The 23,970-nt window shown below is 73.2% G+C and carries 20 protein-coding genes; 14 read left to right on the top strand and 6 right to left on the bottom strand.

The window, feature by feature from the left end; all coding sequences use genetic code 11:
* Positions 1-24: 24 nt before the first annotated feature.
* Genes BU197_RS25545 through BU197_RS25535 form a run of 3 tightly spaced genes read left to right on the top strand, consistent with a single transcriptional unit; the run spans position 25 to position 2,188 of the window.
* Entirely contained in the window at positions 25-1,023 is a 999-nt protein-coding gene (locus BU197_RS25545; RefSeq protein WP_411158535.1) for a sugar kinase, read from the top strand.
* Positions 1,020-1,781 carry an IclR family transcriptional regulator gene (locus BU197_RS25540; RefSeq protein WP_188270662.1) on the top strand — a complete coding sequence of 254 codons (762 nt, stop codon included), beginning with the start codon at positions 1,020-1,022 and terminating at the stop codon, positions 1,779-1,781. The genes BU197_RS25545 and BU197_RS25540 overlap by 4 nt, the downstream gene beginning before the upstream one ends.
* Complete coding sequence (locus tag BU197_RS25535) at positions 1,778-2,188, top strand: RidA family protein (RefSeq protein WP_188270661.1); 411 nt, start codon at positions 1,778-1,780, stop codon at positions 2,186-2,188. The genes BU197_RS25540 and BU197_RS25535 overlap by 4 nt, the downstream gene beginning before the upstream one ends.
* Before the next feature lie 71 nt (positions 2,189-2,259).
* Here the strand turns inward: BU197_RS25535 and BU197_RS25530 are convergent, their stop codons facing one another.
* Positions 2,260-3,612, bottom strand: a complete 1,353-nt coding sequence (locus BU197_RS25530) for a M14 family metallopeptidase (protein ID WP_188270660.1) — start codon at positions 3,610-3,612, stop codon at positions 2,260-2,262.
* Positions 3,613-3,781: 169 nt separating this feature from the next.
* On the opposite strand from BU197_RS25530, the gene BU197_RS25525 reads away from it, so the two are divergent.
* On the top strand, positions 3,782-5,083 hold the full coding sequence (locus BU197_RS25525; protein WP_188270736.1) for a serine/threonine-protein kinase: 1,302 nt from the start codon (positions 3,782-3,784) through the stop codon (positions 5,081-5,083).
* Between the two features lie 147 nt (positions 5,084-5,230).
* On the opposite strand, the gene BU197_RS25520 is transcribed toward BU197_RS25525, so the two are convergent.
* Positions 5,231-6,952, bottom strand: a complete 1,722-nt coding sequence (locus BU197_RS25520) for a chitinase (RefSeq protein ID WP_188270659.1) — start codon at positions 6,950-6,952, stop codon at positions 5,231-5,233.
* Between the two features lie 391 nt (positions 6,953-7,343).
* On the opposite strand from BU197_RS25520, the gene sucB reads away from it, so the two are divergent.
* The 4 genes from sucB to BU197_RS25500 all read left to right on the top strand — a co-directional run bounded on the left by sucB (position 7,344) and on the right by BU197_RS25500 (position 14,303).
* Positions 7,344-9,245: a 2-oxoglutarate dehydrogenase, E2 component, dihydrolipoamide succinyltransferase gene (sucB, locus tag BU197_RS30785; protein ID WP_317453410.1), complete on the top strand. Its 1,902-nt coding sequence runs from the start codon at positions 7,344-7,346 to the stop codon at positions 9,243-9,245.
* Between the two features lie 144 nt (positions 9,246-9,389).
* Positions 9,390-10,013, top strand: a complete 624-nt coding sequence (locus BU197_RS25510) for a GntR family transcriptional regulator (protein ID WP_188270658.1) — start codon at positions 9,390-9,392, stop codon at positions 10,011-10,013.
* Positions 10,014-10,439: 426 nt separating this feature from the next.
* Entirely contained in the window at positions 10,440-13,145 is a 2,706-nt protein-coding gene (gene aceE / locus BU197_RS25505; RefSeq protein WP_188270657.1) for a pyruvate dehydrogenase (acetyl-transferring), homodimeric type, read from the top strand.
* A 36-nt stretch (positions 13,146-13,181) separates the two neighbouring features.
* On the top strand, positions 13,182-14,303 hold the full coding sequence (locus BU197_RS25500; protein ID WP_188270656.1) for a helix-turn-helix transcriptional regulator: 1,122 nt from the start codon (positions 13,182-13,184) through the stop codon (positions 14,301-14,303).
* Positions 14,304-14,482: 179 nt separating this feature from the next.
* Here the strand turns inward: BU197_RS25500 and BU197_RS25495 are convergent, their stop codons facing one another.
* Complete coding sequence (locus tag BU197_RS25495; RefSeq protein ID WP_188270655.1) at positions 14,483-15,112, bottom strand: TetR/AcrR family transcriptional regulator; 630 nt, start codon at positions 15,110-15,112, stop codon at positions 14,483-14,485.
* A gap of 108 nt (positions 15,113-15,220) precedes the next feature.
* Between BU197_RS25495 and BU197_RS25490 the strand changes: the two genes are divergently transcribed.
* Together BU197_RS25490 and BU197_RS25485 are read left to right on the top strand one after the other, a co-directional pair.
* Positions 15,221-16,411, top strand: a complete 1,191-nt coding sequence (locus BU197_RS25490) for a cytochrome P450 (RefSeq protein WP_188270654.1) — start codon at positions 15,221-15,223, stop codon at positions 16,409-16,411.
* On the top strand, positions 16,408-16,632 hold the full coding sequence (locus BU197_RS25485; RefSeq protein ID WP_188270653.1) for a ferredoxin: 225 nt from the start codon (positions 16,408-16,410) through the stop codon (positions 16,630-16,632). The genes BU197_RS25490 and BU197_RS25485 overlap by 4 nt, the downstream gene beginning before the upstream one ends.
* 307 nt (positions 16,633-16,939) lie before the next feature.
* On the opposite strand, the gene BU197_RS25480 is transcribed toward BU197_RS25485, so the two are convergent.
* Entirely contained in the window at positions 16,940-17,875 is a 936-nt protein-coding gene (locus BU197_RS25480; RefSeq protein ID WP_223182698.1) for an SDR family oxidoreductase, read from the bottom strand.
* A 151-nt stretch (positions 17,876-18,026) separates the two neighbouring features.
* Between BU197_RS25480 and BU197_RS25475 the strand changes: the two genes are divergently transcribed.
* Positions 18,027-18,548 carry a DUF4240 domain-containing protein gene (locus tag BU197_RS25475; RefSeq protein ID WP_188270735.1) on the top strand — a complete coding sequence of 174 codons (522 nt, stop codon included), beginning with the start codon at positions 18,027-18,029 and terminating at the stop codon, positions 18,546-18,548.
* Positions 18,549-18,829: 281 nt separating this feature from the next.
* Here BU197_RS25475 and BU197_RS25470 read toward each other — a convergent pair whose 3' ends face one another.
* Complete coding sequence (locus tag BU197_RS25470; RefSeq protein WP_188270651.1) at positions 18,830-19,624, bottom strand: SDR family NAD(P)-dependent oxidoreductase; 795 nt, start codon at positions 19,622-19,624, stop codon at positions 18,830-18,832.
* Positions 19,625-19,726: 102 nt separating this feature from the next.
* Here BU197_RS25470 and BU197_RS25465 point away from each other — a divergent pair, with 102 nt between their 5' ends.
* Positions 19,727-20,422 carry a TetR family transcriptional regulator gene (locus BU197_RS25465; RefSeq protein ID WP_188270734.1) on the top strand — a complete coding sequence of 232 codons (696 nt, stop codon included), beginning with the start codon at positions 19,727-19,729 and terminating at the stop codon, positions 20,420-20,422.
* Here BU197_RS25465 and BU197_RS25460 read toward each other — a convergent pair.
* A complete protein-coding gene (locus BU197_RS25460; RefSeq protein ID WP_188270650.1) occupies positions 20,409-20,912 on the bottom strand; it encodes a GNAT family N-acetyltransferase in 504 nt (167 codons plus the stop codon). The genes BU197_RS25465 and BU197_RS25460 overlap by 14 nt on opposite strands.
* Before the next feature lie 345 nt (positions 20,913-21,257).
* Between BU197_RS25460 and BU197_RS25455 the strand changes: the two genes are divergently transcribed.
* Both BU197_RS25455 and BU197_RS25450 read left to right on the top strand, forming a co-directional pair.
* A complete protein-coding gene (locus BU197_RS25455; protein ID WP_188270649.1) occupies positions 21,258-22,169 on the top strand; it encodes a TIGR01777 family oxidoreductase in 912 nt (303 codons plus the stop codon).
* A 229-nt stretch (positions 22,170-22,398) separates the two neighbouring features.
* Positions 22,399-23,787: an NAD(P)/FAD-dependent oxidoreductase gene (locus tag BU197_RS25450; protein WP_188270648.1), complete on the top strand. Its 1,389-nt coding sequence runs from the start codon at positions 22,399-22,401 to the stop codon at positions 23,785-23,787.
* The last annotated feature ends 183 nt before the right edge of the window (positions 23,788-23,970 follow it).

Genomic DNA, 23,970 nt, shown 5'->3' with positions numbered 1-23,970 from the left:
GACGTCGTCTGTCTCGGCGAGTCCATGGTGACGTTCCTGCCCACGCGGCCGGGGCGCCTCGCCGACGTGCCCGCGTTCACCCGCGCGATCGGCGGCGCCGAGTCCAACGTGGCCTGTGCCCTCGCCGCCGCCGGGCACCGGGTCCGCTGGGTCGGGCGGGTCGGGCGGGACGGCTTCGGCGACCACCTCGTCGAGGCCATCGCCGCCCGGGGCGTCGACGTGCGGGCCGTGGGACGCGACCCGCGCCGGCCGACCGGCATCTACTTCCGCACCGCCGCCGACCGGGCCACCGACGCCCACGAGGTCGCCTACTACCGGGCCGGGTCCGCCGCCTCCGCGATGTCGCCGGACACCGTCCCGTACGACTCCGTCGCCGACGGCCGGATCCTGCACCTCTCCGGCATCACCGCCGCCCTCTCCGCCGACTGTCTGGCCCTGATGCGCGAACTCACCGCGCCCCGGCCGGGCCGCCCGCTCGTCTCCTTCGACCTCAACTACCGGCCCACGCTCTGGCCCGGCGGCCCGGCCGAGGCGGGGCCCGTCCTCCTCGACCTCGCCCGCCGCGCCGACCTCGTCTTCGTCGGCGCCGACGAGGCCGCCCAGGTGTGGGGCCTGCCGGACCCCGAGGCCGTCGTGGCGGCCCTCCCCGAGCCCACCGTGCTCGTCGTCAAGCTCGGCGAGCACGGCGCGCTCGCCGTCGACCGGACCGGCGCCGCCGACGGCGGGGAGCCCGTCGTCGTCCGCGTCCCCGCCCCCCGCGTCGACGTCGTCGCCCCCGTCGGAGCCGGGGACGCCTTCGCCGCCGGGTTCCTCTCCGCGACCCTGCGCGGGCTCGGCACCCGGGCCGCGATCCGGCACGGACACCTCATGGCCGCCGCCGCCCTCACCGTCCCCGGCGACCTCGCGGACCCGCCCCGCCGCGCCCACGCCGACCGGCTGGCCGCACTCGACGACACGGCCTGGGGCACACTTCACCTCGGCCCCGGCTGGACCGGGGACGACCAGGAGGTACGCACGCCATGAGCCAGACCGTCGACCGGGCCCTCAGCATCCTGCCGCTGCTCGCCCAGGGCCCCGCCGACCTCGGGCAGGTCGCCGAGGCCCTCGGCGTCCACAAGTCCACGGCCCTGCGCCTGCTGCGTACCCTCCACGAACACGGGCTCGTGCACCGGCAGCAGGACCAGCGCTACCGGCTCGGCGCCCGGCTCTTCGCCCTCGCCCAGGAAGCCGTGGAGAACCTCGACATCCGCGAGATCGCCCACCCGTACCTGACCGCGCTCAACGAGCGCATCGGGCACACCGTGCACCTCGCGGTCCACGAGGAGGGCGAGGTCCTCTACATCGACAAGGTCGACAGCCGCTACCCGGTCCGGATGTACTCGCGCATCGGCAAGCCCGTCGCGATCACCGTGGCCGCCGTCGCCAAGCTGCTCCTCGCCGACCTGCCCGAGCCCGAGCGCCGCGCCATCGCCGCGAAGCTCGAATACCCCCCGTACACGCCCCGTTCGACCCCGAACGCCGCCGCCTTCCTCAAGGAGCTGGCGACCGTACGCGAACAGGGCTGGGCCACCGATCTCGGCGGCCACGAGGAGTCCATCAACTGTGTGGCCGCGCCCATCCGCGGCGCCGACGGGCGGGTCGTCGCCGCGATGTCGGTCTCGGCGCCCAATGTCGTCGTCACCGCCGAGGAACTCCTCACCCTCCTCCCGCAGGTGCGCCGCACCGCGGACGCCATCAGCCGCGAGTACTCCGGCACCGCCCCGACCAAGGACACCGCATGAGCGAGAAGACCGCGATCACCCCCGCCACCCACACCGCCCCGCCCGCGAAGTTCTCGCACGGCGTGCGGAAGGGCAACATCCTCCAGGTGGCGGGCCAGGTCGGCTTCCTGCCCGCCGTCGAGGGCCAGGCCCCGACCGTCGCGGGCCCGACCCTGCGCGAGCAGACCCTCCAGACCTTCGCCAACGTCAAGGCGATCCTGGAGGAGGGCGGCGCGAGCTGGGACGACGTGATGATGACGCGCGTCTACCTGACGGACGTGGACCACTTCGCCGAGATGAACGAGATCTACAACCAGTACTTCGAGGAGCAGGGCCTCAAGGCGCCCGCCTCCGCCCGTACGACCGTCTACGTCGGCCTCCCGGCGGGCCTGCTCATCGAGATCGACGCCCTCGCCGTCCTGGGCTGAACCCCGACCCCGCGCGAGGAGGGCGCCCCGGCCGGAATCCGGCCGGGGCGCCCTCGTCCGTCCACGGCCCGTCAGGCGCAGTACTGGGCCTGCTTGCCGATCGAGCGGTACATGCAGTCCGCGTTCTCCAGGAGCTGGAGGACGGCGTCCCGGTTGCGGGCGGTCTCCCGCTCGATGACCTCGTCGGGCGGGTAGAAACCGCCCCCGGCGGTCGAGGTCGGGTACATCTCGAAGGTGTAGGCGAAGATCTTCTGGTTGCCCCACAGCCAGTCGTCGATCGACCCGTCCGTGATGTACAGGTCGCTCGACTGCTCGGGCGTGTAGCCGTTGCTCGCGGCCATGCTCGTGCCGACCTTCGCGAAGGCGTCCCGGTCGTCCTGGGTCATGCCCGTCGCGGTGTCCGCGGTCGTCCAGCCGAAGGGCCAGAGCACCAGCTCGCTGTAGGTGTGGAAGTCGATGGCCGCGGTGATCTGCTGCTTCCCGCCGACCACCCGGGAACGTACGAAGTCGGCGACGACCTTCACCTCGGGCGCGGACTCGGCGGCCGGACCCCGGTAGGTCTCGGAACTCTTGGAGGTGGAGGAGCCGCCGCAGCAGCCCCACTTGAAGTTCCAGTTCCGGTTGAGGTCGGTGCCGAGGTAGGAGGAGCCGGAGTTGGGCTGCCGGTTCTTGCGCCAGCTGCGGTAGGAGCCGGTCGCGATGTCGTACTCGCCGCCGTCCGGGTTGAGGTCGGGGACGATCCAGATCTCGCGCCCGTTCACCATGCTGGTGATCCGGGGGTCGGTGCCGTATCCGGCGCCCAGTTCGCGCAGCAGGTAGAGGGCCATCTCGACGGTGAGGTGCTCGCGGGCGTGCTGGTGGTGGGTGAAGAGGACCTCGGGCTCGTTCTCGTCGGTGGCGACGTTGTCGCTGACCTTGACGGCGATGATGTCCCGGCCTTCGTACGACTTCCCGATGACCCGCTTGCTCATGAGGGTCGGGTACTGGGCGATCCGCTGGTCGATCTCCGCGTTCGCCTCCGCGACGTTGTGGTACTTCGCGTCGGCGGCGGGGAAGTCGAGCGGACCGAGGGCGGAGGCGCCCGCCACGCCCCGGTCGGGGGGCCCGGGAAGGGCGGTGACCCGGTAGCCGAGGGCCCGGATCCGCCTCAGCTGCGCGGTGTCGGCGCTGACCACCACCGAGCGGGCGTCGACCTCGTCGACGGAGACCCCGAGGGCGGCGAGCGCGGTACGGGCCTCCGGGGTGGCGGGACCGGCGACCTCGTACTGCCGGATGGTCTGCTCGGCGCCGGAGGCGATACGGGCGGCGGGCGGCGCCGGGTCGGCCCCGGCGGGTGTGGAGAGGGCGGAGAGGGGCGCCGCGAGGGCGAGCGCCACGAGCGCCGCGAGGCCGGCGGCTCTCCTGGGGCGGAGGGGACGTCGCATGCTGTCTCCTGGGTGGGGAGTGTGGGGTGTGCGACCGATGCGTGCGGGGGTCCGGCCACATGGTGCGGCCATGTCATGAACAAATCAAGGTGGAGGGTTCGGCCATACTGGCCCCGTGGGGACCTTCATCGGCGGATACGTCATCGAACACAAGCTAGGCGAAGGCGGCATGGGGACCGTCTATCTGGCCCGGTCGCGTGGCGGGCGCGCCGTCGCCGTCAAGGTGGCGAGGCCGGAACTCGCCGCCGACCCCGACTTCCGCGCCCGTTTCCGCGCCGAGGTCGCCGCCGCCCGGCGGGTCGGCGGCTTCCACACCGCGCAGGTCGTCGACGCCGACCCCGAAGGCGAACCGCCCTGGCTCGCCACCGCCTACGTCCCGGGCCCCACCCTCGCCGCCCTGGTGACCGCCGAGGGCCCGATGGACGAGGCGCGGCTGCGCGCCCTCGGCGCGGCCCTCGCGGAGGCCCTGGCGGCCATCCACGCCTGCGGTCTGGTCCACCGCGACCTCAAGCCCGGCAACATCGTCATGGCCCCCGACGGGCCCCGGGTCCTGGACTTCGGCATCGCCCGCGCGGTCGAGTCGACCCGGCTCACCGCCACCGGCGCGGCCTTCGGCACCCCCGGCTACCTCGCCCCCGAACAGGCGCTCGGCGAGGAGGTCACCGGCGCCACCGACGTCTTCGCCCTGGGCGCCGTGCTCGTCGCCGCGACGGGCGGCCGCCCCTTCGGCTCGGGCACGCCGATGGGACTCATGTACCGGGCCGTGCACGAGGCCCCCGACCTGGAGTCCGTACCGGAGCCCCTGCGCGGACTCGTGGCCCGCTGCCTCGCCAAGTCCCCGTCCGACCGGCCCACTCCGGAGGAGATCCTGGACGCGCTCACGGAGAGGACGCCGACGCGGGCTCCGGCGCCGACGCGGGCTCCGGCTTCGGTGCCGGTGCCGGTCTCCTCCGGCGTACGGGACGCGGTGCCGGAGGCGTACGGCGCCCAGAGCGGGGTCTCCGGGGTCTCCGGTGCCTCCGGCGCGTACGACGTCCAGGACGCGGTCCCCGAGGGCTTCGCCGCGCGGGTCCCGGCGCTCCCGGCGGCCCCGGCCGGGCTCCCGGCGCCGCTCCCGGACCCGGCCCCGGACGTCCTCCCGGCGCTCGTCCCGCCGCCTCCCCTCGTGCCCCCGCAGCCGACCGCCCCGCCGCCGGTGCCGGAGTTCTCGGTGGCCGACCGGGAGTGCGGGGTCGTCGTGGACGGCTCCGGAGTCCGGCTCCATCTCCTCGGCGAGGAAGCGGAGTTCGGCTGGGAGGAGATCGGGGCCGTACGGCACGAGCGGACCGGGCGCGGCCGCCGGCTGCGGGTCACCGTCGTCCTGTACGGCGGCGAGAGCTACGCCTGCGAGGTCACCGGCCGCCGGGCGGCCGAGGCCGACGCGTGGGCGGAGGCCCTGGAAGCGGTCCTGGCCCGCTTCCTGCCCGCCTGAGCCGCCCCCCGCCGTGTCCCCCGTGCCCCCCCTCCGTGCCCCGGAAACGCCGCAGCGCCGCCGGGGGAGCGGCGGCGCTGCGAGCGGGGTTGCCGTACGACCGGCCCGAGCGGTGGGCCGGTCGTACGACGGTTCGGGTGCCAGGAGTTACGGCAGGCCGTGGACGTGCGGGCCGACCGCGTTCGACCAGGCGTTGCCGGCCGTCGCGTCCCAGTTGGTGGACCAGGTCATCGCGCCGCGCAGGGTCGGCCAGGCCTGGGCCGGCTTGAAGGTGCCGCAGCCGGTGAGCTTGGTCAGGCAGTCGAGCGCGTTCTTCACGACCGACGGGTCGACGTAGCCGCCGCCCGCGCCCCGGCTGGAGGCGGGGACGCCCAGGCCGACCTGCGACGGGTCGAGACCGCCCTGGATCTGGATGCAGGCGAGCGCGGTGAGGAAGTCCACCGAGCCCTGGCTGTAGACCTTGCCGTCACAGCCGAGCATCGCACCACTGTTGTAGTACTGCGTGTTGACGACCGTGAGGATGTCCTTCACGGCGAGCGCGGTCTTGAAGTACTCCGTGCCCGTGCTCTGCATGTCGATGGTCTGCGGGGCCATCGTGATGACCAGCGAGGAGCCCACCTTGGCGGAGAGCTGACGCAGCGCCTTGGTCAGGTAGGTCGAGTTGATGCCGTGTTCGAGGTCGATGTCGACGCCGTTGAAGCCGTACTCCTGCATCAGGGCGTACGTGCTGTTGGCGAAGGCGGTGGCGGAGGCGTCACTGTTGATCGAGACGTTCCCCTTCTCGCCGCCGACCGAGATGATGACGGACTTGCCCGCCGCCTTCTTGGCCGCGATGTCGGCCTTGAAGTCGGCGACCGAGGTGTAGCCGACGGCCGGGTCCAGGTTGAAGGTGATCTGGCCGGGCGTGGTCGTCGAGTCCGCGAAGGAGACGGCGATGATGTCGTACTGCGACTGCACGTCGCGGAGCTTCTGGACGGTCGCGCCGTTGTTGAAGTTCTGCCAGTAGCCGGTCACGGCGTGCTTGGGCACGGCCGGGCCGGGGCCGGGCTCGGTGGCCTTGGCGGTCCGGACGGCGACGGCGGCGGACTTCGCCGACTCGCCCGCGGTGTTCGTGGCGGCGACCTGGAACTGGTACGCGGTGTCGGCGGAGAGACCGGTGACGGTCGTCGAGGTGCCGGAGACCGTGACCGGGTTGCCCCCGTCGCGGTAGACCTTGTACGCGGTGGCGCCGGGGACGGCGGTCCAGCTCAGCGGCACCGAGGAGGAGGTCGTGGTGCCCGCGGCGAGACCGGCCGGAGTGGCGGGGATGACCGGGTCGGGGTCCTGGCCGCCACCGCCGTCGGGGCCGTAGACGCTGACGTCGTCGACGAAGTACGGGGAGGTGCCGTACCAGCCGTTGGTGAAGATGTCGACGGAGGTGGTGCTCGCGCCGGTGGTGAAGGTGGTGGTGAGCTGCTTCCAGCTGGGGCTGTCGGGCGTCCAGGTGGAGACGGTTCCCGTGCCCGTGCCGGTGTTGGCGGCGCCGAGGTAGGCGTAGCCGCCCTGGACCCAGGCGCTGAGGGTGTAGGTGGAGCTGGGCTTCACGGCCACGGTCTGCACGCACTTGGCGTTGTCGAGACCGGCGGGGGAGGCCTTGAGCGCGCCGGCGCCGGTGCGGGCCGGGGTGGAGACCACGGCGCCGCTTCCGGCGGAACAGGACCAGTTGGCGAGGCCGTTCTCGAACCCGGCGTTCTTGGCGACGTTGACGTCCGCGGCCTGGGCGGTGCCGGCTCCGCCGACGAGGACGAGCCCGGAGCCGACGGCGAGCGCGATGGCTCCGCCGAGCCAGCGGCGTCCGTGCGGGCGGGTGGTGGTGCGGTCCACGTGCATCCTCCGAGTGGGGGAGTTGGGGGATCAGGAGGTGTCGTACGCCGTCGTGACGCCGTCGTACGGGGAGGCTCGTATGGGGGGTACGGCGAGGTAGGGGGGAGTTCGGACGGTGGCCACCGTTGTCGCAACAAGCTGGTCCAGACCAATCGACTTGTCAAGACCTCTGGCAGTAAACGCTGTTCGACCGGGGCGAGAGGGACGGGTGCGTCAGGGCCTCCGGAACGGGCCCGAGTCCCAAGAAAAGGGAGGAGCTTGGCGGATTGTGTGTTCACCACCCCGGGTGGCGTGGATAAGGTGCAGAGGCGACGGCGGCCCGCGGTGACGCCGTGGACGCGGTAAGTGATCCGCGGCCCCCGGGAGGCGGGAGGCCGACGGGGACGGGGGGTCCGACGTGCCGACAGCGATCGCGGTCACCAGCGCCGATCTGGTGCTGCCCCCGGCCGACCCCGGGACCCCGCAGGCGACCGTCCTGCCGCCCCCCGAGAACCGCTCGCTCGACGCCTCCCTCGCCGACATGCAGCAACTCCTCGCCCGCTACGGGCACGTGGTCGTCGTCTGCCCCACCTCCGACCCGCCCGCCGTCGAGCGACGTCTGCGCGTCGTCCGGAGCCTGCTCGAAAGCGACCGGATCGCCCTGGTCCGCACCGACCTGCCGCCGCTCGGCGCGGCCGTCCTCGTCCGCCAGCTCCGCCAGCTCGCGGGCTGCGACTTCAGCCCCGGCGTCCTCGCCTCCGCCGCCCGGCTGCTCGCCCACTACATCTACGCCGGAGCCGTCCTCGGCAGCGTCTCGCGCCTCGACCGGGTCCCCGTCACCCTCGGCTCCCACCTCAAGAGCTGGCTCCCCGGCGCCCACTTCGCCGTCCTCGCCGCCCCCACCCCGCAGATCGTTCGCATAGGCAATTCCGAAACGCCGCTCGCCGGGCCCGACTTCGGCACCGAACTCCTTCTCGCACGCGGTGCGCTCCCGACCGAATGGCCCACCGCGACCCTCGTCCCCCGCTGGGGAGTCCAGGGCCCCGTCCAGGAGACCGCGCTCCCCGGCGCCTCGCCCGGCTGGTGGGGCACCGGGAAACTCGTCGAGTTCACCGCGTACCTCCCCGACCTGCCCGTCCTCTACCAACTCGTCGCCTCCGTACGGCGCGAGACCTGCCACTGGTGCGCCATGGAACTGATCGGCGACCGCTGCGGCTTCTGCGCGGCCCCGCTCGCCACGCCCGCCCCGGCCGCCCCCGTGGCCGCTCCGGCTCCGGCTCCGGCCGCCCCCGTGGCCACCCCGGCTCCGGCCGCCCCGGCTCCGGCTCCGGTCATCGCCCCGGCCGTCGTCACCCCGGTCCCGGCCGCTCCGGCCGCCCCGGCGGAGGACGGCGCCTACGTGACCCCGCTGGTCCGCAAGCTCGCCACCGAGAACGGTGTCGACCTGACGGCCGTCAAGGGTTCGGGCGTCGGTGGCCGCATCCGCAAGCAGGACGTCCTCGCCGCCGCCGAGGCCGCGAAGGCCAAGGCCGCCGCTCCGGCGCAGGCCGCTCCGGCCGCCGCCGCGCCGAAGGCCCCCGCCCTTGAGGTCTCCCCGCTACGCGGTCAGACCGTCAAGATGACCCGCATGCGCAAGGTCATCGGCGACAACATGATGAAGGCGCTGCACGGCCAGGCCCAGCTGACCTCGGTCGTCGAGGTCGACATCACCAAGCTGATGAAGCTGCGCGGCCGTGCCAAGGACGCGTTCGCCGCCCGTGAGGGCGTCAAGCTCTCCCCGATGCCGTTCTTCGTGAAGGCGGCGGCCCAGGCGCTGAAGGCCCACCCGGTCATCAACGCCCGGATCAACGAGGACGAGGGCACGATCACCTACTTCGACACCGAGAACATCGGTATCGCGGTGGACTCCGAGAAGGGTCTGATGACCCCGGTCATCAAGGGTGCGGGCGACCTCAACATCGCCGGTATCTCCAAGAAGACCGCGGAGCTGGCCGGCGCCGTGCGCGCCAGCAAGATCACCCCGGACGACCTGGCCGGTGCGACCTTCACCATCTCCAACACCGGTTCGCGCGGCGCGCTCTTCGACACGATCATCGTGCCCCCGAACCAGGTCGCCATCCTGGGCATCGGCGCCACCGTGCGCCGTCCGGTCGTCATCAACCACCCGGACCTGGGTGAGACGATCGCGATCCGCGACATGACCTACGTCGCCCTGTCCTACGACCACCGTCTGGTGGACGGCGCCGACGCCGCCCGCTACCTGACCTCGGTCAAGGCGATCCTGGAGGCCGGCGAGTTCGAGGTCGACCTCGGGCTGTGACGACGTAGCCGGAATCCGGCGTACCGACGTACGCCGGAAGGCAACGTAACGAGCCTCACCTGCGGCGCCCCCGCCCGGAAGTGTTTCCGGGCGGGGGCGCCGCCGTATTGTCTTGAGAGCCCACACTCCCCGAGGAGCCGCTACATGACCGTCCCCGTCGTCCACTCGCTGCGCGAGCAGATCCGCGAGCACATCGTGGAGGGGATCGTCAGCGGCCGCTGGAAGCCGGGCGAGCGCATCGTGGAGCGCAGGATCGCCACCGAGCTTGAGGTCTCCCAGACGCCCGTCCGCGAGGCGCTGCGCGAGCTGGAGTCGCTGCGGCTGATCGAGTCGGCGCCCAACAAGGGCGTCCGGGTCCGCAATCTGACCGCCGCCGACCTGGAGGAGAGCTATCCCGTCCGGGCCGGTCTTGAGCAGATCGCGGCCGAGCTGGCGGCCGGCCGGCTCGCGGCGGACTGCTCGACCCTGGAACCGCACGTGGCGGCCCTCTACGAGGCCGACGCGACCGCCGACGGGACCGCGCAGGTCAGGCACACCGTGGCCTTCCACCGGGAGCTGGTGAAGGCGGCGGGCAACAGCGTGCTGCTGCACACCTGGGAGACCCTCGGCATCGAGGTCTTCACGGCCCTGTCGATCCGCTGGCTCGGCACGGTCCAGAAGTCGTACGCGGAGGAGCACCAGGAGCTGGTGGAGGCCTTCCGCAGGGGCGACCCGAACATCGGCGCCCTGGTGAAGGCGCACGTCCTGGGGTGCGCGCCACGCGCCTGAGGCACGCACCGGGACCCCGGGAACCCCCGAGGGAGCCATGAGGCCGTCTCCGCAGCCCCAGGAGGCCCCTCCAGGCCCCCTCCAGGCCCCTTCCAGGCTCCCCCGCCCCTCCCTGGAACTCGTATTCGAAGTCTCGATAGATCCGTCGACGTATCCACGTTCGAAGTCTTTCCTTGGTGAGGCTTCGCTCATTCGTGCGAGATGCCTCTCAGAAAGCCGTTCTCACCTGCGAAAACAAGGCACCCGGTGCCCTCTTTCGCGGCACCCTGTGCCGACTTTCTCGATCTGAAGAGGTTTCCTCGTTCAACCCTTTGATCGATCATCGATCGACGGTTTACAGTCTTCGGCGGGCCACACCCGGCCCTTCGCCCTGTCCTGCCAGACAAGGGCCCCATCTCCACCCCACCTGTCCGGAAGGCGGCGATCATGACCGATCCCGTAGGCAAGATTCCGAGTGAGCTCGACCAGCTCCCGGACCGTGACACCGAGGAGACCGCCGAATGGGCGGCCTCCCTGGACGCCGTCACCAAGGCCGCCGGCCCCCATCGGGCCGCCTACCTGATGCGCCGCACCCTCCAGCACGCCGAAGGCGCGGGCCTCGCCCTGCCGAAGCTCCTGGAGACGGACTACCTCAACACCATCCCGACCTCCGCCGAGCCCTCCGTCGCCGAGTTCGGCGGCGACGAGGCCATGGAGCGCCGGATCACCGCCTGGAACCGCTGGAACGCGGCCGCGATGGTCACCCGCGGCTCGAAGTACGGCGTCGGCGGTCACATCGCCACCTTCGCGTCGGCCGCCTGGCTGTACGAGACCGGCTTCAACCACTTCTTCAAGGGCAAGGAAGCCGACGGTTCCGGCGACCAGCTCTACATCCAGGGCCACGCCTCCCCCGGCATCTACGCCCGCGCGTTCCTCGACGGGCGCCTGGACGAGGCCCAGCTCGACAACTTCCGGCAGGAGTCCGGCGGCAACGGCCTGCCCTCCTACCCGCACCCGCGCCGCCTTCCCTGGCTGTGGGAGTTCCCCACCGTCTCCATGGGTCTGGGCCCGCTCTCCGCGATCTACCAGGCGCGTTTCAACCGCTACCTGACGAACCGCTCCATCAAGGACGTCTCCGCCTCGCACGTCTGGGCGTTCCTCGGCGACGGCGAGATGGACGAGCCCGAGGCCACCGCGGCCCTCGCGCTCGCCGCCCGCGAGGGTCTGGACAACCTGACCTTCGTCATCAACTGCAACCTCCAGCGCCTCGACGGCCCGGTCCGCGCCAACTTCAAGATCGTCCAGGAGCTGGAGGCCCAGTTCCGGGGCGCCGGCTGGAACGTGATCAAGTCCCTGTGGGGCAACGCCTGGGACGAGCTGTTCGCGCTCGACACCACCGGCGCCCTGGTCCGCCGCCTCCGCGAGGTGCCGGACGCGCAGGTCCAGACGTACCAGACCCGCGACGCCGCCTACATCCGCGAGGACTTCTTCGGCAAGGACCCGGCGCTCGTCGCGATGGCGCGACTGCTGAGCGACGACAAGATCCTGGAGTGCTTCCACCTCTCGCGCGGTGGCCACGAGCCGCGCAAGGTGTTCGCCGCGTACAAGGCTGCCCTGGAGTTCAAGGGCGCGCCGACGGTCATCCTCGCGCAGACCGTCAAGGGCTTCACCCTGGGTGAGGGCTTCGCGTCGAAGAACGCGAACCACCAGATGAAGAAGCTGACCACGGACGAGTTCAAGAACATGCGGGACCTCCTTGAGCTCCCCATCCCGGACGCGCGGTTCGTCGACGGCCAGGTGCCGTACGGCCACCCCGGCGCCGACTCGCCCGAGGTCCGCTACCTCCAGGAGCGCCGCGCGGCCCTCGGCGGCCCGGCCCCGGCCCGCCGCACCCACCCGCTCGCCCCGCTGCCCGCCCCCGCGGACAAGGCCTTCGCCGCCTTCGACAAGGGCTCCGGCGCCCAGTCGATGGCCACCACGATGGCCTTCGTCCGGCTGGTCAAGGACCTCATCCGCGACAAGGAGACCGGCAAGCGCTGGGTCCCGATCGTCCCGGACGAGGCCCGCACCTTCGGCATGGAGTCGCTCTTCCCCTCGCTCGGCATCTACTCGCCGAAGGGGCAGACGTACGAGCCGGTCGACCGCGACCAGCTGATGTACTACAAGGAGGCCAAGAACGGCCAGATCCTCAACGAGGGGATCACCGAGGCCGGTTCGATGGCCGACTTCATCGCCGCGTCCAGCGCGTACTCCACGCACGGCGAAGCGATGATCCCGTTCTACATCTTCTACTCGATGTTCGGCTGGCAGCGGACCGCCGACCAGATGTGGCAGCTCGGCGACCAGCTCGGCCGCGGCTTCCTCGTCGGCGCCACCGCGGGCCGTACGACCCTGACGGGCGAGGGCCTCCAGCACGCCGACGGGCACTCGCCGATGATCGCGGCGACCAACCCGGCCGCCCTGTCGTACGACCCGGCGTTCGCGTACGAGATCGCGGCCATCGTCAAGGAGGGTCTGCGCCGGATGTACGGCGAGGCCGCCGAGGGCGAGGACCAGGACGTCTTCTACTACCTGACCGTCTACAACGAGCCGATGCCGCAGCCCGCCAAGCCGGCCGGGATCGACGAGGGCATCGTCAAGGGCCTCTACCGCTTCAACACGGCGGAGACCGCCGGGATCGAGCTGCCCGCGAACGCCTCGCGGATCCAGCTGCTCGCCTCGGGCACCGCGATCCACTGGGCCCTCGAAGCGCAGAAGCTGCTCGCCGCCGAGTGGGGCGTGGGCGCCGACGTGTGGTCCGCGACCTCCTGGACGGAGCTGCGGCGCGACGCCCTGGAGGCGGACGCGGCGCTGCTGCGCGGCGAGGAGCGGGTGCCGTACCTGCGCAAGGCGCTGGCCGGTGTCGACTCCCCCGTCCTCGCCGTCTCGGACTACATGCGCCAGGTCCCCGACCAGATCGCGCAGTGGGTCGAGCAGGACTGGACCTCGCTCGGTGCGGACGGTTTCGGCCTGTCGGACACGCGTGACGCGGCCCGCCGCCACTTCGGTGTCGACGCGCAGTCGATCGTGGTCGCCGCCCTCGCGCAGCTGGCCCGCCGTGGCGAGGTCCCGGCCGCGTCGGTGAAGGAGGCGCGGGAGCGCTACGGGCTGTAGAGCCCGGTTGTCGGTGGCGGCGCGCATGATGGCCTCATGCGCGCCGCCCGACTGATCAAGATGGTCCTGCTGCTCCAGTCCCGCCCCTCGATGACGGCCGCCGAACTGGCCGCCGAACTCCAGGTGTCGGAGCGGACCGTCACCCGTGATGCCCTCGCCCTCTCCGAGGCGGGGGTTCCCGTGTATGCGGACCGGGGCAGGATCGGCGGGTACCGGCTCGTCGGCGGGTACCGCACCCGGCTGACGGGGCTCGCGCGCGGCGAGGCGGAGGCGCTTTTCCTGTCCGGGCTGCCGGACGCGCTGCGGGATCTCGGCCTCGCGGAGGCGGCTGCCTCGGCGCGGCTGAAGGTCAGCGCGGCCCTGCTGCCCTCGCTGCGGGACGCGCCCGACGCGGTGGGCCGCCGGTTCCATCTGGACGCGCCGGGCTGGTACCAGGAGCCCGAGACGCCCCGGTGGCTCGTACCGCTCGCGGAGGCGGCCCGGGACGACCGGGTGGTACGCGCCCGCTACCGGCGGCGGGAGACCGAGGTGGAGCGCGTGCTCCAGCCGTACGGGCTCGTCCTGAAGGCGGGCGTCTGGTACCTGTGCGCGCGGGCCGGATCGTCCTTCCGTACGTACCGGGTGGACCGGTTCACCTCGGTGGAGGCCGAGGAGGAGCGGTTCGAGCGGGACGAGGACTTCGACCTCGCGGCCTTCTGGGCGGAGCGGTCGGCGGAGTTCGCCCACTCGCTCCTGCGCACCGAGGTGGTCCTGCGCCTCACCGAAAGGGGGGCCCGCCGCCTGCCGCACGTGACGGACCGAGCGGCGGCGGAGGAGGCACTGACGACGGGGCCCGGCGGGGCGGACGGGAACGGCGGGGCGGCTCGGGCCAGTGGGACGGACGGGACCAGTAGGACCAGCGGGACCGGCGGGACCAGCGGGATGGACAGGACCGACGGGGCCGTCGGAACCGCTGGGGCTGCCAGGTCCGCCGGGGCCGACGGGGCCCCCGGTCCGGACCGGGTGACGGTGACGCTCCGGGTCGAGGACGAGGACGTCGCCTTCGCCCAGCTCTTCGGCCTCGGCCCGGACGTGGAGGTCGTGTCCCCCGCCTCCCTGCGCACCCGCTTCGCGGAGGCGGCCCGGCGGACGGCGGCGGTGTACGAGGGAACGGCCTGAGAGGCACGGGGGCCTGGCCCGGACGCGGGCCGCAGGAGACGTACGGGGTCCGCCACGAACACACGGGGGCCGCCTGGAGGCGTACGGATGCCTGCCCCGGACGTACGGGGAGTCCCCTCGGACGTACGGGAAGTCCCCCCGGAGACGTACGGGAAGTCCCCCGAGGGCGCCAGGGCTCGCTACCCCTCCTCCCCCCGTGCCTCCCAGAGTCCTTCCAGCCTGGGGAGTACGAGGCGGCAGACCTCGTCGGGGTCGGCGCTCGCCAGGGGGTCGCGGGCGACGACCGAGCGCAGGAGGCCGATGCCGAGCAGCCAGGCCATCGCCAGGTCGGCGCGGAGCACGGCGTCCTCGGCGTCGGAGAGGGACGCCAGGGCGCTCTGGTACTTCTCGCCCAGCTCGCGCAGGGCCTCGTCCGTCTCCTCGCCCCGGCCGAGGGAGCGCAGATAGACCTCAAGGGACCGGTCGCCGGTGCCGTCGGGGCCGCCGGTGAGCATCGAGCGGAGGGCCGTCTCGAACAGTTCCTCGGGGGGTGTGGCCCGCACCTGTTCGAGGCCGTCCCGGGTGACGACCTTGGTCAGCAGCCCCTGCTTGGAGCCGAAGTAGCGGAAGATCAGGGCCTGGTTGACTCCGGCGCGCTCCGCTATGTCCCGCACCGTGGCGGCCTCGTAGCCGCGCTCGGCGAAGAGGTCGCGGGCCGCGTCGAGGATGCGGCGGCGCGTGGCGGCAGCGTCCCTGCGCCGCTCACCGCCCGGCGCCCCGTCGGCGGTGAGGGCCCCCGCTCGGCCGCGAGCGCTGACGGATCGGTCCATGACATTCCTCTCGGACGGCCCGTCAGGATAACGGCCGTAAAGCGATGTTGACCTCTTCGAGCACCGGTCCTAGCGTTGTAAGCACGTGCTTACAACTAGGAGGACCTAGTGACCACAGCCGATACCACCCCCCTCGCCTACCCCTTCAACACCGCCGAGGGGCTTCAGCTCGCGGAGGAGTACGAGCGGGTGCGCGAGCAGCCGGGCCTGTTACGCGTCCGGCTCCCCTTCGGTGAGCCCGCCTGGCTCGCCACGCGGTACGCGGACGCCCGGTTCGTCCTCGGCGACCAGCGCTTCAGCCGGGCCATGGGGGTCGGCCGCGACGAGCCCCGCCAGTCGGAGGGCAGCCGGGACAGCGGCATCCTGAGCATGGACCCGCCGGACCACACCCGGCTGCGGTCCCTGGTCGCACGGGCGTTCACCGTACGGCAGGTGGAGAAGCTCCGCCCGCAGGTGAGGGAGCTGACGGCGACCCTGCTCGACGAGATGGAGGCTGCGGGTCCGCCGGCCGATCTGGTGGACCTCTACGCACTGCCGATCCCGGTCGCGGTGATCTGCCAGATGCTCGGCGTCCCGACCGAGGACCGGCCGCTGTTCCGGGCGTGGAGCGACGCGGCCCTGTCGACGAGTTCGCTGACGGCGGCCGAGTTCGAGGCGAACCGCGAGGAGCTGCGCGCCTATATGGCCGGGCTGATCGCGGAGCACCGCGCGGCGCCCCGGGACGATCTGATGACGGCCCTGATCGAGGCCCGCGACGGCCGGGACCGGCTGTCGGAGCTGGAGTTGGTCGACCTCTGCGTGGGCATCCTCGTGGCCGGTCACGAGACGACCGCCTCGCAGATCCCGAACTTCACCCTCACCCTGCTCGACCACCCCGAGCAGTTCGAACTGCTCAGGAAGAACCCCGAGTTGATCAATTCGGCGGTCGAGGAGCTGCTGCGGTTCGTGCCCCTGGGCAGCGGCGCGGCCCAGGCGCGGTACGCCACCGAGGACATGGAGGTCGGCGGCACGCTCGTACGGGCCGGGGAGCCGGTCATGGTCGCGACGGGCGCGGCGAACCGGGACGCGCTGCGGTTCTCCGGTCCCGGGGTGCTCGACATCACCCGCGACGGCAACCAGCATCTCGGTTTCGGCCATGGAGCCCACCACTGTCTGGGCGCGCCGCTGGCCCGGCTCGAACTCCAGGAGGCGATGGTGGCGCTGGTCACCCGCTTCCCGGGGCTTCACCTGGCGGGTGACATCACCTGGAAGTCCGAGATGCTGGTGCGCGGTCCGCGCGTCATGCCGATCGGCTGGTGAGCGCGGTGTCCTGGAACGCGAGGGTCGATTCCGGCCTGTGCATGGGGTCCGGCATGTGCGCCGCGATCGCGCCCGAGGTGTTCGCCGTGGACGGTGAGCACGCGCGGCCCCTGACCGAGGCGGTCGCGCCGGACGACCGGGTGCTCGAAGCCGCCGACGTCTGCCCGGCCCAGGCCATCACGGTCCACGACGGCACGTCGGTGCTCGCGCCGAGGCCGTAGTCCGGGCCGGGACTCCTCGGTAATCGCACCGAGGCCGTAGTCCGGATCGAGACTCCTCGATGCTCGCACCGAGGCCGTCCGGATCGAGACTCCTCGGTAATCGCGCCGAGGACACAGCCCACAGGCCAGGGCCACTCGGTGGTCACGTCGAGGCCGGAGCCCACAGGCCAGGGCTCGTAGTCCGGGCGGCATCCCCGCCCCGTCGCGCCCGGTCGCCTTCCCCCGCGACCGGGCGCGCCCCCCACGGCCGGGCGTGGCGGCCCCTCGCCGCCGCGCCCGGCACCGGGAGCGTCCCCCCTTTCCCGTCTCAGCGGTAGTCGTCCACCTTCGGCGTCCCCGTCTCGCCCGCGATGATGAAGCCGAAGGCGTCCGGCCGTGAGCCGTCCGTGTCGGTGAAGCCGTACTCCTTCGCCAGTTCACCGCTGGAGGTGGAGAGGCCGTTCCAGCGGGCGCGGTCGGGGTCGGCGGCGAGGGCGGCGACGGCCCTGCCGAGGAAGGCGGGGGACTCGGAGACCGCGAAGTCGGGGACCTCGGCGGTAGCGTCCCGCCAGTTCTCCTCGGTGACGCCGAAGCCCGCGAGCATCTGTTCGGAGCGGAGCCAGCCGGGGGTGACGCAGACGGCGGTGCCGCCGTGCTCCGCCAGTTCCTTGCCGAGGCCGAAGGCCATCCGGATGGGGGCGTTCTTGGCGAGGTCGTAGAAGACGTTCTCGCGGAAGCGGGTGCCGTTGTAGGCGGCGGTGCCGTCGGTGACCTCGACGAGGAGGGCGCCGGGGTGGCGGATCAGCAGGGGCGCGGCGAGGCGGGTGGTGATGGCGTGGGTGCGGACGCCGAGTTCCAGCATGCGCAGCCCGTCGGCGAGGTCGATCTCCCAGGTCTTCTTGCCGAAGACCCCGCCGATGAGGTGCTCGCCGCCCCAGACGTCGTCGACGAGGACGTCGAGGCGGCCCCGCTCGCGGTCGATCCGGGCGACGAGCGCCTCGACCTGTGCGGGGTCCAGATGGTCGGTGGGGACGGCGACGCCCTCGCCGCCCGCCGCCGTCACCAGTTCGGCGGTCTCCTCGATGGTCTCGGTGGCCCGGCCGACCTCGCTGACCTTCTCCCGGGTGGTGCGCCCGGTGACGTACACGGTGGCCCCGGCGGTGCCGAGCTGGACGGCGATGGCCCGGCCCGCTCCCCGGGTGGCCCCGGCGACCAGGCAGATCCGTCCTCGTAGTGGCTGGTTCGGCGTCGTCTTCGTTTCCATGCGGCTCAGCGTGGCAGGAATGCCCGACATCTCCTGTCCGGATTCCCGGGGCTTCCCGAAGCGCCGGGGCCCACCGGATTCCCGGGCTGCCGGATTCCCCGGGGCTTTCCGGGTGCGTCGGGCGCGGGGAGCCACGATGCTGGTGCTCGTGATGGACGAGACCGAGTTCTGGGAGATCATCGACGCCGGCCGCGAGGCCGCCGAGGGCGACCCCGAGGAGCAGGCCGAGCTGCTCGTGGAACGGCTGACCGGGCTTGACCCCGACTCCGTGCTCGACTACGCGCGCCATTTCGAGGCCCGGTTCAACCGCGCGTTCCTGTGGGATCTGTGGGGCGCGGCGGCGGTGCTGTTCGACGGGGCGGGTGACGAGACCTTCGATTCCTTCCGCTGCTGGCTCATCGGCCAGGGACGGGAGGTGTACGAGGGGGCGGTGCACGATCCGGACGCGCTGGCGGAGCTGCTCGGCGACTTCGACGTGGAGATCGACGGGGACGGCGAGGAGATCGGCTTCGCGGCGGACGAGGCGTACGAGCGGCTGACCGGGGCGGAGACCCCGGACCTGGGGCTGCCGGCACCGGGCCCTGAGCCGCTGGGCGCGCCGCTGGACCTGGGGGACGACGAGATGCTCGCGGCCCGCTTCCCGCGCTTGTGGGAGCGGTTCGGGACGGCGTAGGGGCGTACGGGGGGCGGGCGGGGGACCTGGGCTGTTCTGGCGGTACGGGTCCGGGTGCCGTGCGCCCCGGCCCGTACCGCCCGCCGCCCGGCCCGATGCCGTAGGGCCCGGGTCCCGTACCTGCCCGCCGCCCGGCCTGACGCCGTAGGGCCCGGGTCCCGTACCTGCCCGCCGCCCGGCCTGACGCCGTAGGGCCCGGGTCCCGTACCTGCCCGTCGTCCGGCCTGACGCCGTAAGTCACAGGCCCGTGCCCGCCCGCCGCCCGGCCGGGTGGCCGTGGGTCAGAAGTGGGTTCCGCCGTCGATGCGGATCTCGGTGCCGGTGATGAACCGGCCGTCGTCGGAGGCCAGCATGGCGACGACCCCGGCGACGGTCTCGGGGCCCGCGAAGCCCTCGCCGAGGGCCGGCATGAGCTTCGTGAAGAGCGCCATGTCGGCGTCGGCGGGCAGACCGGGGCCGACGGACTGGCGGCTGGCGCCGGAGCCGTCGGTCATGCCGGAGGAGATGGAGCCGGGCTGGACGGCGGTGAAGCGGATGCCCTGCTTGGCGTACTCGGCGGCGAGCGCGTGGGTCATGGACTGGATGCCGCCCTTGCTGGCCGCGTAGGCCGCCATGTAGGGGTGGGCGAAGAGCGCGGAGGTGGAGGAGAAGTTCACGACGGCGGAGCCGTTGCCTTCGAGGAGGGCGGGGATCGCCTCGCGGATCATGAGGAAGGTGCCGGTGAGGTTGATCCGGAGCACCTGCTCGAAGGAGTCGAGGCTCGTCTCGTGGGTGTGCGAGGAGCGCAGGATTCCGGCCGCGTTGACCAGGACGTCGAGGCCGCCGAGGGCTTCGACGGCGGCGGCGACACCGGCGCGTACGGAGGCTTCGTCGGCGATGTTCACGGTGACGGTGGTGAGGCGGTCGGCTGCGTCGCCCGCCTTGGCGACGGTGTCCTTCAGGCCGTCCTCGCTGATGTCGGCGGCCACGACCCGGCCGCCCTCGGCGAGCAGGCGCAGGGCGGTGGCCTGGCCGATGCCGGAGCCGCCGCCGGTGATGAGGGCGCGGCGTCCTTCGTAACGGGTCAGCTGGTTCATGACGAAACCTCTCGATACCAAGATTCCGGGGAACTCTCCTCCGGTGGAACGCTTGCCACCGTACGCCCAAGTGGCACGTTTTGCCATGCATGCATGACGTGCATGCCCGGCAGGCGTCCGCGTACGCTTCGTGGTGTGAGCAACAAGCCCCCGGGCCCCACGCCCCCCACCCGGACGCTGACGGAACGCCGCAAGGCCGCCACCCAGCTGGACATCGCGCGCGCCGCCGCCGAACTCTTCACCGAGCACGGACCCGACGGCACCACCGCCGAGGACATCGCCCTGCGGGCCGGTGTCGCCCTGCGCACCTTCTACCGCTACTTCCGCTCCAAGCAGGACGCCGTCGGCCCGCTCCTCGCGGGCGGCGCCGACCACTGGCGCGGCCTCCTCGCCGCCACCGGCCCCGGCGCCTCGCTCCCCGAGGCCCTGGAAGCCTCCATCGCCGCCTCGCTCACCCCCGCCGGCGCGGAAGGCGAGGAGGAGCTGGGATGGACGCGCGGACTGCTGCGCGCCGCCGCCGAGGACCCCGCGCTGCGGGCCGTCTGGTACCGGGTCAACCAGGAGTCGGAGGAGCGGCTGCGGGAGGTCGTCGCCGGACTCGCCGGACCGGACGCCGACCCGCTGGAGGTACGGCTCACGGCGGCGGCGACCACCAGCGCGATCCGGATCGCCCTGGAGACCTGGGCCGAGACGGACGGCCCGGCCACCGGCGAGGGCTCGCCCGCCGACCTCGCCGTCCGCTGTCTGCGCGCCCTCCTCGCGGTGCCCGGGGGCCCGGACGCCCTCAGGAACCGGTGAGCGACCGCCCCATCAGGACGTCGTCCACGAAGGCGCCGTCGAGGAACATCTCCCCCGGCAGCACCCCCTCGACGGCGAAGCCCTCGGAGGCGTAGAGCGCGCGGGCCGGGGCGTTGTGCCCGAGCACCCGCAGCGTCATCCGGACGGCGCCGTCGGCCCGCGCCCGGTCCATCGCGGCCCTCAGCAGCGCCCGCGCCACCCCCCGCCCCCGGGCGGACCCGGCGACGACGAGGCCCTGGACCTGCCGTACGTGCGCCGTCGCGGCCAGCTCCGTCGGCGGCACCGTACGGACGTACCCGACGACCGCGCCCGCGCGCTCCGCGACCAGACAGTCCTCGGGCCGGTGCCGCTCGTCGAAGAAGGGGCCGTACGGCGGGACGGGCGCGGGCAGCACCGCGTGCAGGGGCGACCAGCTCACCCGGTCCAACTCGCCCAGCACGTCCCCGTCCTCGCGACGGGCCACCCGAATCGACGTCTCCGGCGCGCTCATGACGGCCACTCTGCCACGCGACGGGCCCCCGGGCCATGCCCCGCCACTCACCACACGACACGGCCTCCAGCCCCCGTATGACACGTTCTCCACCCGCTGGGCGGCACAGTCCCTCCACCCACCGCGTGACACGACCTCCACCCGCCGGACGGCACAGCCCTCCACCCACCCCAGGGCGAGCCCTCCCCCACCGGTCAGCGCGACCTCCCCTACCGGACCGCCCGGCTCTCCCCCCACCGGACCGCCCGGCTCTCCCCCATCGGACCGCGCGACTCTCCCCGCATCGCGCGACTCTCCCCCACCGGACCGCGCGGCCCCCCCGGCCGCAGCGGGCAGGATGGGCCCATGCAGCGTTCCACCCTCCGCAAGCGCGTCGCCGTCACCGGGGCCTCCGGGCTCATCGGCTCGGCCCTGGTCCGTTCCCTGCGCGCCGACGGTCACGACGTCCTCCGCCTCGTGCGCCGCCCCGCCCGTACCGCCGACGAGGTCGAGTGGGACCCGAAACGCCTGTACGTCGACGCCGCCGGGCTCGTCGGCGTCGACTCCGTCGTCCACCTCGCGGGCGCGGGCGTCGGCGAACGGCGCTGGAACGAGGCGTACAAGCGCGAGATCCGCGACAGCCGGGTCCTCGGCACCACCGCCATCGCCCAGGCCCTCGCCTCCCTCGCCCAGCCGCCGGAGTCCCTGGTGTGCGGCACCGCGCTCGGCTGGTACGGCGACACCGGCGACCGCGCGGTCGACGAGAGCGCCCCCGCCGGCACCGGATTCCTGCCCTCCGTCTGCGTCGAGTGGGAGGCCGCCGCCGCCCCCGCCGAGGACGCGGGCATCCGTGTCTCCTACGCCCGCACCGGTCTGGTCGTGGCCCGCGAGGGCGGGGCCTGGGGCAGGCTCTTCCCGCTCTTCCGGGCCGGACTCGGCGGCCGGATGGGGGACGGAAGCCAGTACTGGTCGTTCATCTCCCTCCACGACGAGGTGGCAGCCCTGCGCCATCTCGTCGACACCCCGGGGCTCTCGGGACCGGTCAATCTGACCGCCCCCGAGCCGGTCACCAACCGCGAGGTGACGGCGGCGATGGGCCGGGTGCTGCGCCGCCCCACCCTCCTCACCGTCCCCGCGCCCGCCCTGCGGCTCGTCCTCGGCGACTTCGCACAGGACGTGCTGGGCAGTCAGCGGGTGCTGCCGGGGCGCCTGACGGAGACCGGATTCACGTTCGCGTTCCCGACGATCGACGACTCGATCAGAGCCGCACGCCACTGAACCCGCCGCCCGAGCCCCGCCCCGGCCACCCCCGTCCGGCCCCGCCGGGCCGCCCCTCTCCCGCCCCGGACGCCTCTGTGCTTCCCCCGTGCCGCATGCACCCCGGCGCGCGCGGATGGCGTCCGTGGGAGCGCTGCCTACGCTCGACGAGAACGGCGAACTCGGGCATTCCGAAGGCCCGTCGGGGGCATAGGCACCCCACTGGCCGGGCCGACCTGGGGAGGGGCACGTGCTCAACAGCGCAGACACCACGCAGACGGACAGGACGAACAGCGCGAGGACCGTACGGCGTACCGATGTCGACGTCGTCATCGTGGGGGGCGGGCTCGCGGGTCTCGCCGCCGCCCACCGGCTGACCGGCGCCGGACTCTCGGTCGCCGTCCTGGAGGCCGAGCCCCGGATCGGGGGCCGGATGGCGACCGAGACCGTCGACGGCTTCCGGCTCGACCGGGTGGGGCCGCTGCTCACCCAGTCGTACGAGGATCTACGGGCGGTCCCGGGGCTCGACGGCCTCGTGCTGCGCCCCTTCACCCCCGGAGTGCTCGTCCACAACGACGGGCGGTACGCGCGGTGGGGCGCGCCGCACCCGCGCCGGGTGGCGGCGGGGGCCCGGGGCATGGGCCACCGGGGCGTGGGGGGAGCGTTCAGCGTGGCGCGCGCCCTCGCGAGCGCCCCCCGGCATCCGGCGGCCTCGCTGGACCAGGCGCGGCTGGGCGCGTCGCTGGTCCGGCTCGCCTCGACCCCCACCGCCCGGCTCCTGGCCCGCCCCGAGCGGACCGCGCGCGAGGCGCTGACGGCCCGGCTGCCCACCCGGACCGTGCAGGGGGTGCTGCGGCCGCTGCTCGCCGCGCTCCTCGGCGATCCGGACCTCGGCATGTCGAGCCGGCGCGCGGACCTCGCGCTGCGGGCCTTCGCCCGGGGCAGGCTGGCCGCGCCCGAGGGCGGTTCGGCGGCGCTGCCCGAACGGGTGGCGGCGGCGCTCCCCGCGGGCACGGTACGGACCGGAGTCCGGGTCACCGAGGCGTCGATCTCCCGGGTCACGACGGCCGAGCACGGCGTGTTCCGGTGTAGGGCGGTGGTGATCGCCACCGGGGCGAGGACCGCCGCCGAGCTGCTCCCGGGGCTGCGGACCCCGGCCTTCCACTCCGTGACGGTGCTGCACCACACGGCGCCCGTGGCGCCGACCGGCGACCCGTCGCTGTTCCTGGAGTCCGATCCGGGCGGTCCGGTCGTGCACACCTCGGTGATGAGCGCGGTGGACCCGAGCCGGGCGCCCCGGGGCCGGGCCCTGATCACCTCGGCGCTCCTCGGGACACCGCCGGACGACACCGAGCGCCGGGTCCGCAAGCACCTGGCGACGCTGTACGGCACGTCCACCGACGACTGGGAGCTGCTGGCCCTGCACCACACGCCGGACGCGGTCCCCGCGATGGCTCCCCCGCACGACGCCCGCCGCCCGGTCCGTCTCCTCGCGGGCCTCTACGCCTGCGGCGACCACCGCGCGACGAGCACCCCCCGGGGCGCCCTGATCTCCGGCCACCACGCCGCCGAGGCCCTCCTGACGGACCTGGGCATCCCGCTGGGCGAGCCGTGGGGGGAGGAGGAGACGGCGGCCTGAGGAACCGGGCGACGACGACGAGGAAGAGGGAGAGGGAGGGGACGGGCCGGGGCACCCACCCGCCCCGTCCCCGCGCCCCGTCCCCGTACCGAATCCGTTCCCGCACCGCGCCCCCGTACCGAACCCTCGCTCTGAACCTCCGTACCGCATCCCCTCACCGCCGCCCGGTCAGGACCCGCACGC

The sequence above is a fragment of the Streptomyces sp. CBMA291 genome, from assembly GCF_014596525.1.
Taxonomy (GTDB): domain Bacteria; phylum Actinomycetota; class Actinomycetes; order Streptomycetales; family Streptomycetaceae; genus Streptomyces.
The sequence above is the reverse complement of the archived record's forward strand: the minus strand, read 5'-3'. Positions and strand labels throughout refer to the sequence as shown.

Excerpts from the sequence above, each read along its gene's own strand:
- BU197_RS25540 (WP_188270662.1), top strand. The coding sequence starts at position 1,020 with ATGAGCCAGACCGTCGACCGGGCCCTCAGCATCCTGCCGCTGCTCGCC.
- aceE (WP_188270657.1), top strand. The coding sequence starts at position 10,440 with ATGACCGATCCCGTAGGCAAGATTCCGAGTGAGCTCGACCAGCTCCCG.
- BU197_RS25460 (WP_188270650.1), bottom strand. The coding sequence starts at position 20,912 with ATGAGCGCGCCGGAGACGTCGATTCGGGTGGCCCGTCGCGAGGACGGG.
- BU197_RS25480 (WP_223182698.1), bottom strand. The coding sequence starts at position 17,875 with ATGGAAACGAAGACGACGCCGAACCAGCCACTACGAGGACGGATCTGC.
- BU197_RS25510 (WP_188270658.1), top strand. The coding sequence starts at position 9,390 with ATGACCGTCCCCGTCGTCCACTCGCTGCGCGAGCAGATCCGCGAGCAC.
- BU197_RS25495 (WP_188270655.1), bottom strand. The coding sequence starts at position 15,112 with ATGGACCGATCCGTCAGCGCTCGCGGCCGAGCGGGGGCCCTCACCGCC.
- BU197_RS25545 (WP_411158535.1), top strand. The coding sequence starts at position 25 with ATGGTGACGTTCCTGCCCACGCGGCCGGGGCGCCTCGCCGACGTGCCC.
- BU197_RS25520 (WP_188270659.1), bottom strand. The coding sequence starts at position 6,952 with ATGCACGTGGACCGCACCACCACCCGCCCGCACGGACGCCGCTGGCTC.
- BU197_RS25470 (WP_188270651.1), bottom strand. The coding sequence starts at position 19,624 with ATGAACCAGCTGACCCGTTACGAAGGACGCCGCGCCCTCATCACCGGC.
- BU197_RS25455 (WP_188270649.1), top strand. The coding sequence starts at position 21,258 with ATGCAGCGTTCCACCCTCCGCAAGCGCGTCGCCGTCACCGGGGCCTCC.
- BU197_RS25475 (WP_188270735.1), top strand. The coding sequence starts at position 18,027 with ATGGACGAGACCGAGTTCTGGGAGATCATCGACGCCGGCCGCGAGGCC.
- BU197_RS25525 (WP_188270736.1), top strand. The coding sequence starts at position 3,782 with ATGGGGACCGTCTATCTGGCCCGGTCGCGTGGCGGGCGCGCCGTCGCC.
- BU197_RS25530 (WP_188270660.1), bottom strand. The coding sequence starts at position 3,612 with ATGCGACGTCCCCTCCGCCCCAGGAGAGCCGCCGGCCTCGCGGCGCTC.
- BU197_RS25535 (WP_188270661.1), top strand. The coding sequence starts at position 1,778 with ATGAGCGAGAAGACCGCGATCACCCCCGCCACCCACACCGCCCCGCCC.
- BU197_RS25500 (WP_188270656.1), top strand. The coding sequence starts at position 13,182 with ATGCGCGCCGCCCGACTGATCAAGATGGTCCTGCTGCTCCAGTCCCGC.
- BU197_RS25465 (WP_188270734.1), top strand. The coding sequence starts at position 19,727 with ATGCCCGGCAGGCGTCCGCGTACGCTTCGTGGTGTGAGCAACAAGCCC.